Source organism: Flavobacterium reichenbachii, assembly GCF_002217435.1.
GTDB lineage: Bacteria > Bacteroidota > Bacteroidia > Flavobacteriales > Flavobacteriaceae > Flavobacterium > Flavobacterium reichenbachii.
The window spans coordinates 337,926-353,618 of record NZ_MUHF01000019.1 but is presented as its reverse complement, the minus strand read 5'-3'; the positions used below and the strand labels follow the sequence as shown (position 1 = coordinate 353,618).

Here is a 15,693-nt window from a genome sequence, read left to right as displayed (position 1 = left end):
TTGCCTCTTGCTTCTTGCCTCTTTCTTCTTGCCTCTTTCTTCTAACTTCTAAAAATCTAACTCTGCGGAAGTATTCCAGCTGTATGAAGCAATTCGTAATGTTTTAAAACCGCATCCAATCGGGTAGAAATTTTATTGTATTTTGCCTGAAGCAACGCATTATCTGCATCAACCATTTCGGTTATTAAAACCAGTTGGTTAAAATATTTCAGCTTTACAATTCGGTAATTTTCATTGGCCAAATCCAAGGCTTTATCGACAACCACAAATTTTTCAAGGATTTCCTGATATTGGGTATGTTCCTTAAAAAGCTGATCCTGAATTTCATCTTTTATAATTTCAGACTGCATTTTCTGCCATTCGATTTTGGTATTGGCCTGCTGTACTTTGGTTTTGTTTTTATATAAAGCCGAAATATCAAAACTCGCTTCAACGCCTACTTGCCCTAAAGTGTACAAATACGGATTTGGCGGAAAAAATTTATAGTTTGGATAATAAAAACCATAGTTACCAAAGAAGTTTACCGTTGGCAGATAATTTCCTTTAACCAATTGCAGTTCTGTTTTTTTGATATTTAATTCCTGACTTGCGATTCGCATTTCTTCATTAGCGAAAGCTTTTTCTAAATAAAAATCATACGGATCCAAACCGTTCATTTCGTCCAGACTGGAAGTTGTATCAATTGCTATTTCTTCATTTTCCGGAAGTTGAATTAAAGTTTTCAGATCGTGAAGCGCAATTTTAATGTTTTTGGAATTTGTAAGCGCATTTAATTCACGATCCGAAAGCTGTAATTCGGCTCTAATAACTTCATTTTTAGTAATTGTTCCGTGTTTCTGAAGCGACTGCACTTCTTTCAAGCGGTTTTTTTCTTCTTTAATGTTTTCTTCAAAAATTTTCTGAAGTTCCATCATTTTATAAATCGCCAGATAATTTGCGACAACTTCAAGCTCAACATCATTTTGAGTTTTTTCAGTTCTTATTTTCGCAATTTCACTTTCCTGATTCGCAATTTTAATGGCATTATTAATTTTGTTTCCAGCATAAATTGGCATTTTAAAGGCCGAATTAACATTATAGATTTCTGGAATAGCCTTCGTTACTTCTTTTCCGTTTAAGAAACCGTTTCCTTTAAATTCCGTTATATTGGTAATTCTGGAATATTCGCCGTTTAATTCGATATCCGGCAAACGGAGTTCCTTTCTCTCTTTGATGTTTTGCTCAGAAAGCGCAGCCTCTAGTTGAGATCTAAGGATTTTTTTATTGTTTTCTTTCGCCAATTTCACCGCTTCTTTTAACGAAACCGAATGAATTTCCTGAGCTTGTACATTATTGAATGCAAAGGCGATTAGAAATAAGAGTAGGATTTTGAGAAAACAATTTTCTGTAGAATGTGTTGTTTTAAGGAACATGAATATTAAATAATTTATACTGCAAAGTTCCTGCATTTTTCTGTTGACTGATAATTCTAAAAAGTCAATGACATATTCATTTCGGACAAATGTTAAAATTGCATTTTCCGAAAACGTTATATTAAAACACTGAAAAACAATTTATTATAAAATTGATTTGATCTGAGATGTTTCACGCAGATTTAAAAGAATTTAAGCAGATGAACGCAGATTATATTTTTTCTATGCAAAATAAATATTATTAACACATAGGAACATAGGTTTATTTTAATTGGATAAAAGATTAAAATAAATGACACATCATTTACACACAGCTATGTGCATTAATACAAAGTGAAACGCCTTTTAACGCAACGAAAAACTATGTTTCTATGTGTTAAAATTATCTGCTAAATCTGCGAGAGAAAAACAGATCATTTTCGTTCTAAAATTTCTTCACCGTTTAAGTAATCGGAAGGTCTTTGTCCTAAAATTTTGAAAAACGTATTACTAAAAGTGGGAACACTATTATAACCAACTTCCTGGGCTACCTCTTTTACCGAAAGTTTTCGTTCTAATAAAAGTTCAATCGCTTTTAAGATTCTTCGAATAGTATAATATTGAATAAAAGACATTTTAAGATCTTTTTGAAACAAGCGATATAAAGAACGTTCGCTGTAACCAAATTCATGCGCTACATCGGCAAACAAAATTGTTTCTCCGAGATTATTCTCGACATGACGCAAAATTTTTCCCAAACGTGCATCTTTTGGCAGAGGCAATTCTAAAGGAAGATTTGTTAAGCATATTTGAGGAAGAATCGCTTTTATAGCTTTAGCAATTACAAAATTTGGAGAACCCTTTTTCAAATCTCCATTCCACTGATTTGTAAAAAGCATCATTTGAAGAAGTAAATTATTTACCGGATAAATGCCTTCGCTTTGATAAAATTCATCTTCATTTTTTTCAACTGGAAAATATAAATTTCGCATCATCACATTCTCAGATTTGGGATGAATACTGTGTGCGACTCCACTCGGAATCCAGATAAAATGTCTCGCCGGCAAAAAATAAGTCTTAGTCTCTGTTGTCACAAAAACCACATCACCTTCTGCATACAGCATTTGTGCTTTATCGTGTTTATGAGTAGGAACCAGTAATTCGCCCATAACATCATGATGGCAATAAATGCTCTTTTTATCGGCATCTACTTTGGTAATGTAATATTGGTCTACTTTAAAACTTGATTGTTCCATTGAAGTGATACGATGATTCGTACTATAAAGATAAGAAAGAAATTTAACCGCAAACCACACAAGGTAAAAGCGCAAAGTTCGCAAAGCTGCATTAAAACCTTGCGAACTTTGCGTATCCCGAGACTTCGGGATTGCGCTCTTTGCGGTTAGACCAAAAAACAAAAAAGCCTTTCTGTTAAGAAAGGCTTCTTCCAATATTGCGGTCTGGACGGGACTCGAACCCGCGACCCCATGCGTGACAGGCATGTATTCTAACCAACTGAACTACCAAACCAACTGCGTTATTGTGAGTGCAAAAATACAATAGAACTTGGATTCTGCAAGGGTTTTTAGGAATAAAATTTAAGAAATTTTTAATTGGTTAAATGCCAATATTTTAAAATCTGAAATTTAGATTAAATATGCACACCTTTGTCAAAGTTTCGAACTTTGACAAAGGTTTTTCGTACAGAAAAAAAATAAATCTTCTTGTCAAACATAGCCCATAGTTTCAACCACGGGGGCACAATCATAATAACCATACAAATCACAATCCGTAAACCCGTGGTTGAGACCAAGGGTTATGTTTAAAATTCAATTCAAAAATCATTGTAAACAAAAAATCCGCAAAGCTTAAAAAAACTTTGCGGACTTTGCGTATCCCGAGACTTCGGGATTGTGTTCTTTGCGGTTAAATACAAAAAATCAAAAGTGTCGTAAATCAAAAAAGCCATCCACAAAAGTGGAAAGCTTTTCATTGGTCTAACTACTAAACCAGCTGCGAGTTACAAAGTCGCAGCAAAACAACACAACTAATCTTAGATACCGTATTTGGGCAAAAAAGCCTTTCTGTTAAGAAAGGCTTTTCCCAATATTGCGGTCTGGACGGGACTCGAACCCGCGACCCCATGCGTGACAGGCATGTATTCTAACCAACTGAACTACCAAACCTCTGCGTTATTGCGGTTGCAAAGATATAACAGAATTTCGTTTCTGCAAGTGTTTTTATAAAAAAAATGAAATTTTTCTTTAAAAAATTACCCAAAGTTTTGTTTTTCAACCAAATAAGTCGTCAATATTTTTTCAAAATTATCGCCCACATTTACCGAAACGTACTTAATCTGGTTCTTTGCGCAGGATAAAGCTAAATTTTTAAAGTACGCTTCTGCTCGTTTCTCGTACTCTTCTTTAACATTATCGGCATAAATAGAAACTTCTTCTCCAGTTTCTACATCGATAAATTTACGCGGTGTATTATCAAAATCAAATTGAAGTTCTGTTTTATTATCTACCACATGAAATAGTACGACTTTATGTTTATTATGTTTAAGGTGCTGCAGGGCACTAAACAATTTCTCGTCATCTGCAGACTGAAACATATCGGTAAACAAAATAATCATCGAACGGCGGTGCATTTTTTCTGCGATTTGGTGCAGATAAGTAATGGTATCGGTCGTTTTTTTGACTTTTGGCTGTTCTAATAATTGCTCTAATTTGTTGAGCAGCATTCTATGATGGCGATCGCTTCCTTTTTCTGGAGCGTAATATTCGTAATTATCTGAGAAAACACTTAAACCGACTGCATCACGCTGTTTCTTTAAAATATTCATTAAAACTGCCGAAGCCAAAACAGCAAAACCAATCTTCTTTTCGTAAAACGGCTGATTCGATTTTAGTTCAGGATAATGCATCGACGACGAATTATCGACAATAATATGACAGCGCATATTGGTTTCTTCCTCAAATCGTTTGGTATACAAACGGTCGGTTTTGGCAAACAATTTCCAATCGATATGTTTGGTGCTTTCGCCGGCATTGTATACTTTATGTTCCGAAAATTCTGCAGAAAATCCATGAAACGGACTTTTGTGCATTCCGGATATAAAACCTTCTACAACTTGATTCGCCAGCATTTCGAGATGCTGAAAACTGGAAACTTTCTCTATTTCTGACTCAATTTTCATTCGGTTTCTTTTTTACTATTTTGTGCTTTATAAAGCAAATCTGCCGCCATAAATAATTTACGCTTCAAGATCGGACTAAAATTAGGGTTTTCTTTTAAGAATCGCTGTACTTCATCAAAAGCATATTTAGACGAATATCTCCCAACTGTATTGTCCAGCCAGTCTTTTGGAAAGAAAATATCTCCCGTACGCTGAATTTCTTCTGTCAAATCTAATGAAAATCTGATATACTTCTGCGCACTTTCCTGACGAAGCGGATGATGAATATTGGCTAAACCAACAGAAACCCACGATTCTTTTTCACGATTCGAGTCGTCTTTTAAAGATTCCATAAACGCAGATCGAACCGATTCGTCTTTTGATAATGACGGAAGCAGGAACTCAAATCGTTTCTTTTTGTCTGGATTTGCAATCGTTGTTCTGGTTTTTTCTAAGATTTCATCTGCCTTTTCATGTTTAAAAATAGCAAGATTCATCGCCATATTCGTAAAATCATCTTCGTTCAGTTTTAAACCTGAAATCACAATTTCTTTATTCCAGATCTGGTACAATTTGGCTTTCGCCGAATCAGAATAGGCAATTGAACTGAACAATCCGAATAGTGTCTTTTTGATATTGGCCGATAAATTTGTTTGTAAACGATTATAAAGCAGGTCTTCAAGCTGTTTCTGAACTTTATTCTGCTGTTTTTCGGTAAAAAATCTCCAATAAATAGTATTCAGATTATTTGAGGCCGTTCGCAAAACCAATTCATTTTCTTCCGATTGAATTGCTTTTACAAAACAATCAAAAGCTTTGCTCGGAGAAACATTTCCAATCAACGTGTTTTCATAAAGATTACTATAAGAAGATGCTCTTGCCACCTCATCTTTTAAACTTGAAAGTACATCTAAATTATTCCCGTCAAGCGGAAAAACACCATATCCAAATCCATTATAATTGTAAATGATAGTAAACGGTTTTTCGAGTCCAACGGCTTCTTTTAAAATAAGGCTTTTATCTTTAATATTTGCTGTTAAAACCTTTACATTATCTTTATAAACCAAACCAATCTGAAAAATCTGAGGCCAGATATTGCCTGATTTATCTTCTGCTTTTTGCTGAATTTCAAAAGCTTCGATTCTGTTTTTAGAATCATATTTTATCTTATCTGTAAAAATTGCTCTTCCAGATTTATTTACCCAGACTTCACTCCATTTTTTCAAATCTAAAGGTGTTTCTGCATCCAGGATTTCTACCAGATTATTCCAGTCAGCGTTGTCGTTGGCGTATTTTTTAATGTATTTTTCAATTCCTTTCTGGAAAGCTTCTTTTCCCATCGAAGCTTCAAGCTGACGCATCATGATTGGCGCTTTATTGTAAATAATAGCTCCGTAAAGCGATCCTGCGTTTTTTAAATTAGCAAGTTTTTGTTTTATCGGATGTGTTCCCAACGATCGGTCTTCCGCGTAAGCGCTGGAATAATGCGCGGTAAAAAACTGCAGATTATGATTGACTTTAGGAAAAATCGGATTCATGATTTTATCGGCCATAAAATTGGCAAAAACCTCTTTCATCCAGACATCATCAAACCATTTCATGGTGACCAAATCGCCAAACCACATGTGCGAAGTTTCGTGTGCGATAAGTTTTGCACGGTTTAATTTCTCGCTGTCGGTTGCGCTGTTGTCCAGAAACAAAGTCGATTCTCTGTATTGTATCGCGCCCACATGTTCCATTCCGCCATACTGAAAAACCGGAATCGAAGCAAAATCAAGCTTCTGGAAAGGGAATTTATAATTGGTGTATTTTTCTAAAAAATCTAAAGATTGCTGATGCAGTTTGAAGATGGTATCGGTGCTGACTTGAATTTTTTCAGGATTATTTTCGCGATACAGCATTGTCATTTCTAAGCCCGGTTTTTGCGTAACGCTTTTGAATTTCCCTGCAGCAAACGAAAACAAATAAGTGCTCATTTTGTCTGATTCTCCAAAAGTATAAGAAGTAAAATCACCTTTTTCAACTTTCTCTTTGACATCGGCTCCAGCCAAAACAGACCAATCTTTTGGCACAGAAAGACTCAATTTATAAGTTGCCTTTATATCCGGCTGATCAAAACAAGGAAACAATGTACTGGCGCGATCGGGAACTAAAAGTGTATATAGAAAATCATCATTTCTATTTAATGATAAATTGCCGGCAATAAAAGAAATCGAAATGCTGTTTTTTCCTAAAATAAGATCTTTTGGTGTAATAACAACATGTCCTTTATCATGAAGAATTTCAGCATTTTTTCCGTTTACTTTAATAGATTTTATGTTGGAAGTTTTCTCTTTAAAATCTAAAACTAAGGGCTGGCTTAAATCTGACAAATTCAAATTTACGGTCAGTTGAGAATTAATATCTTGATTTTTCTGATTCGGAATTTCAAAGGACAAATCATATCGAACTTCTGAAATCTGTTTTTTGCGGAATTGAGCCAATGCTTCTGAAACACCATTTTCTAAAATAACACTTTCTTTTGGTTTGGATTGAGAATAACCGATTGTAATCAACATAAAAAAGACAAGAAAGCTGGAACTGATTTTCATATTTAGGAGAATATAAGATTCGTTAAAAATAGAAAAAAACGTCCATTCTAAAAAGTTTTCCATGAATTCCCGAATTACTTTGACGCAAGCTTAATAGCTTTTAAAAACTTTTCAGCTTTAAACAACAAAAAAAGGCTTGACTTTTGCCAAACCTTTTTCCACTTACTAATTCAAACTATCCAAAAATAAAATTATTCAGTTTGTTGAAATTTAAAAGTCATATCTCCTGCGTAATAGGTGTTACGAGCATTGGTTGGAAAAATAGTTTCTGAAGCAGTGCTTGAGATATAAGCGTATCCTGTAATTGTTATATTTCCTGCAACAATAGGATAAGTTGCTGCAGATCCGTCTGTTTTTGTTCTGTTGATCCAGTCGTCGCTGTTCACGGTAAAAAAATATTCTTTGTCTTTTGTTAACTGAATGGCTGCGATTACTTTTTCTACTGTAACATTTGCTGTAGGAACACTTATGGTTTCAGATTTTATAACTGTTTTTGTTGCTGCATCCCACAAAGTGATTCTTAACGCAGTATTTACGTCTGGAATTTTTACAATTAGGGAATTTATTTTTCCGTTTACTTTTGGTTTAAAGCTGAAACCATACTCGTAAATTCCGGAATTTTTTACATCAACTGCTTTTTGGCTAAATCCTGAACCTGCCATATAAGCGTCTAAAGGATTTTCTTCTGCATATTTTACAGACTCTTGTTTATCGTCGTCGCTGCTGCAGGAAACAACAGAAATCGCAACTAATAAAATGGCAAAAATGTTTTTTAAAGTTTTCATAATAATTTTGGTTTTAATTCTTATTTCGTTTGTGTATTGTTTTATGTATTCTCAGAAACTATTGTTGTATATTAAAATGTGCGCAGACTTCTTCGTAGCTCATTTTAGAATAATCCAGCTTTACCGTTTTTGATGTAGTTGCAGCAACTCCTCCGGGAATCAAAATATAGCGCCAGCTAAGCGTTGTTGGAAGACCTACTGTTCCTGCTGCATCATGTCTGAATCTGAATAGTTTGATTTTTTGTAATGTAGAAATAGCTGTAACCGTATTAGCCGCTCCGCCAGCTGTTGATGTGTAAGGCAGTGTGTATGTACCGGTTCCAAAAGACATATAAACCAATATGGTTCCTTTTGCCAGAATGTCTGCTGATAGTTGCGGTGCATTAATAGTCGTAGACATTCCAGAAGTACCGTCTATCGTTTCTGCAACTGCCGTTGGTGCTGTCAGCCATGTGCTGTAAATAACATTTGCTGTTCCGGCTGCTCCTGGCTGTCCATCAACTCCGTTTGTTCCGTCTGTTCCGTCATCACTGCTGCAAGAAATCGTGAAAATTGCAAGTAATAAAATTGTAAAAATGGATTTTAAAAATTTCATAATAATTTTAGTTTTAAATTGGTCAAATGGTTCTTTTTTAATTCAATAACATTATTTTTGTAACACTCAGAAAGCTATATTTGATGTTTATTTTACAGCTCCTGAATTAATTACAAGACAAATTTGCGCCAATAAGTTCAAGCCCAAAACAGCCAATAGACGAACAACATTTTAAATAGACAGACAACATAAATTAAGTTTGAATGATGAAAAAATACACTTGTATTATTGTTGATGATGACGAAATTGACCGTCTTACTGTATTATCATTTGCTAAAAAATTCCCGATTCTGGATATTTTAGGTGTTTTTGAATCGGCAGAAAATGCGCTCCCTTTTTTAGAAAAAGAAAAAATTGACATTTTGTTTCTGGATATTGATATGCCGGGCTTAAACGGAATTGATTTTAGAAAGCAAACCTTAGAAATTCCGGTTTGTATTTTTATCACTGCGCATCCGGAGCATGCAGTAGAAAGTTTTCAGATCGAAACTTTAGATTTTATTGTAAAACCATTAAAGCTCGACCGTTTTACACAAACCATAAGCCGTATCGAGGAGTTTATGGAAATCAAACTAAAAGCTTCTCTTTTTGAAGCAAGTATTGGCGGTGATACGATTTATATAAAAGAAGGCCACGAACAGACCAAAGTAAAACTTCATGAAATTTTATACCTTGAAGCTCTAAAAGATTACACGTTGATTATTACTGATAAAAAAAGACACTGCGTTTTGTCCAGCATCGGAAATCTTTTAAAAGAAGATCATTTTCAGTCTTTTATCCGTATTCACAGAAGTTATGCGGTTCAGAAACAGTTTATTCAGAAGATTAATTCCAGCGAAATTATTTTAAACAACAATACTGCTATTCCGGTTGGGAGAAGTTATAAGGAAAACCTAAACCTGATCTCATGAGAAAGATAGGTTTCCTGCTTTTATATTTTATCAGCTTTACTGCTTTTGCGCAGCAGGAACCCAATTTAGCACCATACAAAACCAGTAATGAAAAACTAAAAGTCTGGCTGAAATACTGCAATGAAATCTTAGACGCAGAAGATTATCCAAAACTGCTGCGGGCGACAGAAAAAGGAATTACACTTGCAAAAAATCATCCTGCTTATTTAAGCCGGTTTTATTTTTATAAAGGTAACGCCTACGAATTCAGCAACAACCAATACCAAAAAGCACTTGAGAATTATGAGCTTGCACTAAAACACGCCAAAAAAGCCAGGCATCTTAAAAACCAAACTTCGATTTTAATGCGTCTTAATTATACGTATTATGCGCTTAATCAAACTTCAAAAAGAAAACAGTTAATACAATATATCAAACAAATTCTAGACACTACAAAAAACACTTACACGCATTCTGTACTCAACGGAAGTCTGGGAGAATATTATCTTGATAATGCAGAATATGAAACCTTTATTCACTATCAATTAAAAGCTGTTAATTATAAAAAACTACTCAAAAAAACAGTTCCTAACGAAGAAACAATAGGCGTTTCGTATTGTCAGATTGCTGCAGCGTACACCAAAATGAAACAATACGACAAAGCAATTGAATATTTAAATTATGCAAATCCTTACATTAAAACCTCTCCTTATATTAGTGCATTTTCTTGTAATTATTATCTGCAGTGTTTTGTTCCGCTAAAAAAGACAGACAGTATTCAAAAATATTATAAGCTCATCTATACCTATCCGACCAAAAAAGATTCTTTATTTCTTAATTTAAGTTTTGCAAACAGAAGCATGTCTGAATATTATGCCAATGAAAGACAAATAAATACTGCTTATCGTTACGCGCAGAAAGCAATTCGATTTGGACAAAAATCCAATGACAACGATATTATAATGGAAGCCAATGCTGTAATGGGAAGAGTTTTATATGAAAAAGGCGAATATCAAAAGGCAATTGAAACACTCAAAAAAGCTTCTCAAAATGCTTTGAACTACGACAAGGAATCTTTTGTAAATATTAATAAAAAATTAGCTCAAAGCTATGCCGCAGTAGCCAATTGGAAAGAAGCTTACAAATACAACGAAATTTACAGCAAAGCCAATGACGAAATGATGCAGCAATCTGCCAAACAAAACATTGCCAATGCCGAAGCCCGATATCAAAACAAAACCAAAGGCCAGGAAATAAAGAATCTATCGATTCAGAATACGATAAAAAACATTCAGATTGAAGATGCTGCCAAACAGCGCTATTTTTTAATCGGCGGACTTCTGCTTGTGGCTATTATCGGATTGCTGTTGTTTAATCAGAGCCGGAACCGCAAAAAAACAAATCAAAAACTACAGCTTTTAAATCAGGAACTGGATGAAGCCAATAAAATAAAAGCACGTTTTTTTGGTATTTTAAACCATGATTTACGAAGTCCGGTTTCAAATTTAATTCACTTTCTGCATCTTCAAAAAGAAAGTCCGGAACTTATAGACGAGGAAACGGCTTTGCGAATGCAGACAAAAATTATGTCCGGCGCCGAAAATCTGCTGTCTTCTATGGAGGATATTTTATTATGGAGCAAAGGCCAGATGGAAAACTTTAAACCGCATACTCAAAAAGTCCCTGTCAGTGTTTTATTCGAAGAAACAAAAAAACATTTTTCGAGTGTAGAAAACATCGTAATTACATTCGAAAATCCAGACGATATTATCTTAGATACTGATGAAAATTACCTGAAAACGATTATCAGAAATCTAACAGGAAATGCCATAAAAGCTCTCGATAAAAACCAAAATGGAAAAATAATCTGGAAAGCCTGGACAGCAAACAGCCAAAATTATCTTTCTATTACTGATAATGGATCTGGCGGTACGCAGGAACAATTTAAAGCATTATACAATGATTCTGAAGTAATCGGAATTAAATCCGGACTCGGACTGCACTTAATTCGAGATCTCGCTGCTACCATAAATTGCAAGATAGAAGTAAACAGCAAACCAGATTTAGGAACTTCTTTTATTATTTCTTTCCAATAAAAAAGGCTTGACAATGTCAAGCCTTTTTTATATAAATTATAATCTTAACGATTACAACAATGCATCTAAGCTGTCTGCGTAAGTTTGTTTAGGAGCAACTCCTACTTGTTTACCCACTACTTCACCTTTATGAAAAACTAAAACAGTTGGTATGTTACGCACACCGTATTTTGCAGCAAATTCTTGGTTAGCATCTACATCTACTTTACCAACAACTACTTTACCAGCGTACTCATCGCTTAATTGGTCAATAATTGGACCAACCATTCTACAAGGACCACACCATGCTGCCCAAAAATCTACCATTACTGGTTTATCTGATTTCAAAACTACTTCATCAAAAGTAGCATCTGTTATTGCTAATGCCATAATATTTATATTTAAATTATGTCTGATTGTTAATTTCAAACTACAGTACAAATTTAAAAATTTAAAATTAATCAAACACCATCCGCAAATTAGTTTTCGTTATAAATGCATTGTCATTTTTTATATATAAACCATGTTTAGTAAAAGTAAGTTTAATTGTACGCAAACTGAAGGTCTTTTTTAGGCAATAGCATATTTTTTTGTCTTAACTTTAAGGATTAGGAAAATTGATACAAATGCCACAAATAGTACATCAAATACAAACTTTTCTTGAGACAGCTGTTTTCAGGAAATACTTAAAACGATTCGGTTTATTCGTTTTAGGTTTAATTGTCTTTGTTTTACTTGCCTGTGGCGGACTAGCACTCTATTTTAATCAGAATAAAACCGAAATTATTGCCAAAATCAATATCAAAATCAATGAGAATATAAACGGGAAATTTCATGTCGAAGATTTTCAGTACAAGTTTCTCACTGGTTTTCCCAATTTTACTTTAGCCTTAAAAGAAGTCGAGATTAAAGACAATCAGTGGGCCATTCACAAACATACTTTACTAAAAGCCAAAGAAATAGAAGCTCGCTTAAACATTTGGAGTTTACTGCAAAACGAAATCAACATTCATAAAATCCTGATTAATGATGCCGACATTTATATTTACAAAGCCGAAAATGGTTATTCTAATGTAAATATCTTTAAACCAAAAAAGAAAAAAATTGCTCCAGGCGAAACACGCGAAACTACAATTGACGATATAAACCTCAACAACGTACATTTAACAATAGACAATCATTTAGGTCATAAATTGTTTGATTTTGAAGTTGTAAAATTAGAATCGAAAATAAATTTTGACGATGAAGACTGGAAGACCAATTTATATCTGAAAACCAAAATAAACAGTCTGGCGTTTAATACCGTTCATGGAAGTTTTGCCAAAGCCAGAGAACTCGAAGGCAATTTTGATATTGCTTATATTGATGAAAAACAGCTTCTAAATATCGAAACCAAAAAACTCAAAATCGGCTCAGATAAATTTGATATTAAAGCCTATTTTAATATTGGAAAAAATGCGCTGTTCGGAATCAATATCAATACTTCTATTTTATGGAAAAGTGCCTCAGATTTATTGTCCGGAAATATCAGCACTAAACTGGATCAGTTCAATTTAAAGAAACCAATAAAAGTAAACTGTGCTATAAATGGTGATTTTAATGCCGAAGGCGATCCTAAAATAGTAGTGCAGGCGGTTATTAAAAACAACGAACTTACTATTCCCGACGGTTTGTTTACCAATTGCAGTTTCAACGGTATTTTTACCAATAATTTTAAACCTGCCAACGGCTTTAACGATGCTAATTCGGCAGTTGTTCTCACGCATTTTAGCGGCGATTATGAAAACATTCCGCTAAAAATTCCGCAGGCTGTAATTAGCAATTTAGAAAAACCCATTGCAACCGGAATTGTAAATTCTGATTTTGATGTTACGAAACTAAATGAAATGATGAATGAAAAAATGTTTCATTTTGAAAGCGGTCATGCGCGAGCCAATTTAAAATTTCAGTTTGATATTGTAGATTTATACATTACCAAACCGCGTTTTATTGGCGATGTCGATATAAAAGACGCCACGTTTGATTATCTTCCTAAAAACGTTCGCGCAGAGAAAACCGCGGTACAATTGTCGTTTACAGAACAGGCGCTTTATATTAAAAAAATAGCGTACAAACACAAGAAAAACATCATTCAGATCAACGGAAAAATAGATAATTTCTTAAATCTCTATTACGACGCACCAGAGAAAATGGTCGTAAACTGGAATATCTACTGCCCAAATATCGATGTAAAACAATTTTTGGGCGTGTTGAGAAAATCACAGTCTGCAGCCACACAGCAAAAATCTGCCAAAAAGAATGTCAATTTCTCGAACCAGATGAAATCGGTAATCGAAAAATGCAGTGTAATCATCAACCTAAAAGCAGATAATCTCAATTACGGCGCGCTAACCGCGACCAATACCAGAGCAACGCTGCAAATGCTGGACTCCAAATTATTGCTCAAAAACGGAAGCGTACAAACTTCCGGAGGCACAATAACATTTAATGGTGCTATCGAGCCAAAAGGAAATTATTACATTTTTAGTTCTGTAGCGCAGGTAAACCGCGTAGATATTGCGAGTTTTTTAAAATCCTTCAACAACTTCCAGATTAAATCTTTTGATCCAAGAAATATAAAAGGAAAACTCAGCAGCAACGCCAATGTTACGGGATTGATGAGCGCTAAAGGCGATTTGATTGTAAATTCTATGCGCGGGAATTTAAAATTTAATGTCAATCAGGGAGCTTTGATCAATTTTGATCCAATAGTAAAGGTTGGTAAGTTTGCTTTTCCGTTTCGTGATGTCAAAAACATAACTTTCAGCGATTTATCGGGTGATCTTACACTTCGGGGCGAACAAATAGACATTAACGATCTTACGATAAGTTCCAGCGTTCTCAACTTTGATATAGAAGGCATTTATTCTTTCGGCCGAGGCACTAATCTCGCACTGACGGTTCCGCTTCGTAATTCAAAAAACGATGCTCAAATAGAAAGCAAGGAAGAACGCGATGCTGTAAGAGAACGCGGCATTGTATTGCATTTACTTGCTGTAGATGAAGAAGGAAAGATGAAGATTAAATGGGGGAAGAAGGGGAAGTAAAATCCTAAATAAACCACAAATCCCATAATCTTGTCATTCCGAAGAATGAGGAATCGCACTAGTAGATCGACAAAGATTGAAATTTTAAGAAGCTATTTCCTGCTGTTCTTCAATTTTTTATCCCATCAGAGCTATTATTATTTTTATAAGAACACAAAAAAGCCACTCTCTCAAGTGGCTTTTTCAATTCTATAAAATCATTCAGCATCCAGATAAGGATCAAGAGTTTCTGCTAATTTATTCAACCAGTAGAAATTATCTTCGAGATTTATGGTCTCGGGCTGTCCGATTTCATTTTTCATTACATTCAAGGCAAGCAGATAATTTACTTGTCGGATTGTTTTTGCCATACTTTTCGAATCAATTGTATTGTTGAAAAGATCGGCTAATCTTAATTCTGTTTCTTTTGAAAGGGTGTTTGTACTCATAATTTTTAACGTTTAGGAAAAATATAAAACCCGCATAGCTAAGGTGTCCTACGCCGTTAAAAGCGTTGCAGTTGTTTCCAATACCGCCACCATACCACGCGGGCAAGAATTTTTTTGAAGTCATAATTTTTAACGTTTAGGACTGCTAAAATACTAAAAATTAAATTAATTATAAGTTTTTTCTTATTTTTTATATTTAGAAGACTAAATTCAATTTTTTTTTCCTTCTAAATTACAAAATTGATAAACACATCATTAAAAAATTTCATAATGTTTCCTTAACTCGTTTGGCTTTCTAATCTAAAAAAAATAGCTTTGAGAAACAATCATTAAAATATAATCCGATTATGAAAGTACAAATCAACACCGACAAAAACATTGAAGGAAGCGCAAGATTAGAATCGTATTTTTCTGCAGAGATAGAAAAAAGCTTAGACCGCTTTGAAGATAAAATAACTCGCGTAGAAGTGCATTTTGGAGACGAAAACGGCGAGAAATTCAGCCTTAATGATAAGAAATGCGTAATCGAAATTCGTCCTGTAAAATTACAGCCAATCACTGTTACAGAACATTCAGACACTCTTGAAAAAGCTTTTAGCGGTGCTTTGGCAAAAGCTAAAAAAGTTCTTACTACAACTTACGAAAAAATAAACGCACACTAATTGTGTTGGACT

At 34.3% G+C, this 15,693-nt stretch carries 12 protein-coding genes and 2 tRNA genes; 4 read left to right on the top strand and 10 right to left on the bottom strand.

Annotated elements, in window-relative coordinates; translation table 11 throughout:
- Positions 1 to 56 precede the first annotated feature (56 nt).
- From B0A68_RS16650 to B0A68_RS16615, 8 genes are all read right to left on the bottom strand, one after another.
- Positions 57 to 1,412 carry a TolC family protein gene (locus tag B0A68_RS16650; RefSeq protein ID WP_035686415.1) on the bottom strand — a complete coding sequence of 452 codons (1,356 nt, stop codon included), beginning with the start codon at positions 1,410 to 1,412 and terminating at the stop codon, positions 57 to 59.
- A gap of 413 nt (positions 1,413 to 1,825) precedes the next feature.
- Complete coding sequence (locus B0A68_RS16645) at positions 1,826 to 2,647, bottom strand: AraC family transcriptional regulator (RefSeq protein WP_035688320.1); 822 nt, start codon at positions 2,645 to 2,647, stop codon at positions 1,826 to 1,828.
- A gap of 200 nt (positions 2,648 to 2,847) precedes the next feature.
- Positions 2,848 to 2,921: transfer RNA gene (locus tag B0A68_RS16640), tRNA-Asp, on the bottom strand.
- A 582-nt stretch (positions 2,922 to 3,503) separates the two neighbouring features.
- Positions 3,504 to 3,577, bottom strand: a tRNA-Asp gene (locus B0A68_RS16635).
- An 86-nt stretch (positions 3,578 to 3,663) separates the two neighbouring features.
- Entirely contained in the window at positions 3,664 to 4,590 is a 927-nt protein-coding gene (locus B0A68_RS16630) for a DUF58 domain-containing protein (protein ID WP_035686419.1), read from the bottom strand.
- The gene (locus tag B0A68_RS16625; RefSeq protein WP_035688322.1) at positions 4,587 to 7,160 is read right to left on the bottom strand and encodes a M1 family metallopeptidase; all 2,574 of its coding nucleotides are present in this window, start codon (positions 7,158 to 7,160) and stop codon (positions 4,587 to 4,589) included. Before B0A68_RS16625 ends, B0A68_RS16630 begins: the two co-directional genes overlap by 4 nt.
- Before the next feature lie 191 nt (positions 7,161 to 7,351).
- Positions 7,352 to 7,945 carry a DUF4082 domain-containing protein gene (locus B0A68_RS16620; RefSeq protein WP_035686422.1) on the bottom strand — a complete coding sequence of 198 codons (594 nt, stop codon included), beginning with the start codon at positions 7,943 to 7,945 and terminating at the stop codon, positions 7,352 to 7,354.
- 58 nt (positions 7,946 to 8,003) lie between these two features.
- Positions 8,004 to 8,540, bottom strand: coding sequence for a hypothetical protein (locus tag B0A68_RS16615; RefSeq protein ID WP_051892701.1), 537 nt, complete (start codon positions 8,538 to 8,540; stop codon positions 8,004 to 8,006).
- A gap of 203 nt (positions 8,541 to 8,743) precedes the next feature.
- Between B0A68_RS16615 and B0A68_RS16610 the strand changes: the two genes are divergently transcribed.
- Together B0A68_RS16610 and B0A68_RS16605 are read left to right on the top strand one after the other, a co-directional pair.
- Positions 8,744 to 9,451, top strand: coding sequence for a LytR/AlgR family response regulator transcription factor (locus B0A68_RS16610; protein ID WP_035686424.1), 708 nt, complete (start codon positions 8,744 to 8,746; stop codon positions 9,449 to 9,451).
- The gene (locus B0A68_RS16605) at positions 9,448 to 11,526 is read left to right on the top strand and encodes an ATP-binding protein (protein WP_051892703.1); all 2,079 of its coding nucleotides are present in this window, start codon (positions 9,448 to 9,450) and stop codon (positions 11,524 to 11,526) included. Before B0A68_RS16610 ends, B0A68_RS16605 begins: the two co-directional genes overlap by 4 nt.
- A 51-nt stretch (positions 11,527 to 11,577) precedes the next feature.
- Here the strand turns inward: B0A68_RS16605 and trxA are convergent, their stop codons facing one another.
- Entirely contained in the window at positions 11,578 to 11,895 is a 318-nt protein-coding gene (trxA, locus tag B0A68_RS16600; protein ID WP_035686427.1) for a thioredoxin, read from the bottom strand.
- Between the two features lie 236 nt (positions 11,896 to 12,131).
- On the opposite strand from trxA, the gene B0A68_RS16595 reads away from it, so the two are divergent.
- Positions 12,132 to 14,591, top strand: a complete 2,460-nt coding sequence (locus tag B0A68_RS16595; RefSeq protein ID WP_035686428.1) for an AsmA family protein — start codon at positions 12,132 to 12,134, stop codon at positions 14,589 to 14,591.
- A 197-nt stretch (positions 14,592 to 14,788) separates the two neighbouring features.
- Here B0A68_RS16595 and B0A68_RS16590 read toward each other — a convergent pair whose 3' ends face one another.
- The gene (locus B0A68_RS16590; RefSeq protein ID WP_035686429.1) at positions 14,789 to 15,019 is read right to left on the bottom strand and encodes a hypothetical protein; all 231 of its coding nucleotides are present in this window, start codon (positions 15,017 to 15,019) and stop codon (positions 14,789 to 14,791) included.
- A gap of 347 nt (positions 15,020 to 15,366) precedes the next feature.
- Between B0A68_RS16590 and B0A68_RS16585 the strand changes: the two genes are divergently transcribed.
- On the top strand, positions 15,367 to 15,681 hold the full coding sequence (locus tag B0A68_RS16585) for an HPF/RaiA family ribosome-associated protein (RefSeq protein WP_035686430.1): 315 nt from the start codon (positions 15,367 to 15,369) through the stop codon (positions 15,679 to 15,681).
- Positions 15,682 to 15,693: the final 12 nt, after the last annotated feature.

Bases quoted from the DNA above. Each gene is read 5' to 3' on its own strand.
- B0A68_RS16615 (WP_051892701.1), bottom strand. From the start codon at position 8,540: ATGAAATTTTTAAAATCCATTTTTACAATTTTATTACTTGCAATTTTC.
- B0A68_RS16610 (WP_035686424.1), top strand. From the start codon at position 8,744: ATGATGAAAAAATACACTTGTATTATTGTTGATGATGACGAAATTGAC.
- B0A68_RS16590 (WP_035686429.1), bottom strand. From the start codon at position 15,019: ATGAGTACAAACACCCTTTCAAAAGAAACAGAATTAAGATTAGCCGAT.
- B0A68_RS16585 (WP_035686430.1), top strand. From the start codon at position 15,367: ATGAAAGTACAAATCAACACCGACAAAAACATTGAAGGAAGCGCAAGA.
- B0A68_RS16595 (WP_035686428.1), top strand. From the start codon at position 12,132: ATGCCACAAATAGTACATCAAATACAAACTTTTCTTGAGACAGCTGTT.
- B0A68_RS16620 (WP_035686422.1), bottom strand. From the start codon at position 7,945: ATGAAAACTTTAAAAAACATTTTTGCCATTTTATTAGTTGCGATTTCT.
- trxA (WP_035686427.1), bottom strand. From the start codon at position 11,895: ATGGCATTAGCAATAACAGATGCTACTTTTGATGAAGTAGTTTTGAAA.
- B0A68_RS16625 (WP_035688322.1), bottom strand. From the start codon at position 7,160: ATGAAAATCAGTTCCAGCTTTCTTGTCTTTTTTATGTTGATTACAATC.
- B0A68_RS16645 (WP_035688320.1), bottom strand. From the start codon at position 2,647: ATGGAACAATCAAGTTTTAAAGTAGACCAATATTACATTACCAAAGTA.
- B0A68_RS16605 (WP_051892703.1), top strand. From the start codon at position 9,448: ATGAGAAAGATAGGTTTCCTGCTTTTATATTTTATCAGCTTTACTGCT.
- B0A68_RS16650 (WP_035686415.1), bottom strand. From the start codon at position 1,412: ATGTTCCTTAAAACAACACATTCTACAGAAAATTGTTTTCTCAAAATC.
- B0A68_RS16630 (WP_035686419.1), bottom strand. From the start codon at position 4,590: ATGAAAATTGAGTCAGAAATAGAGAAAGTTTCCAGTTTTCAGCATCTC.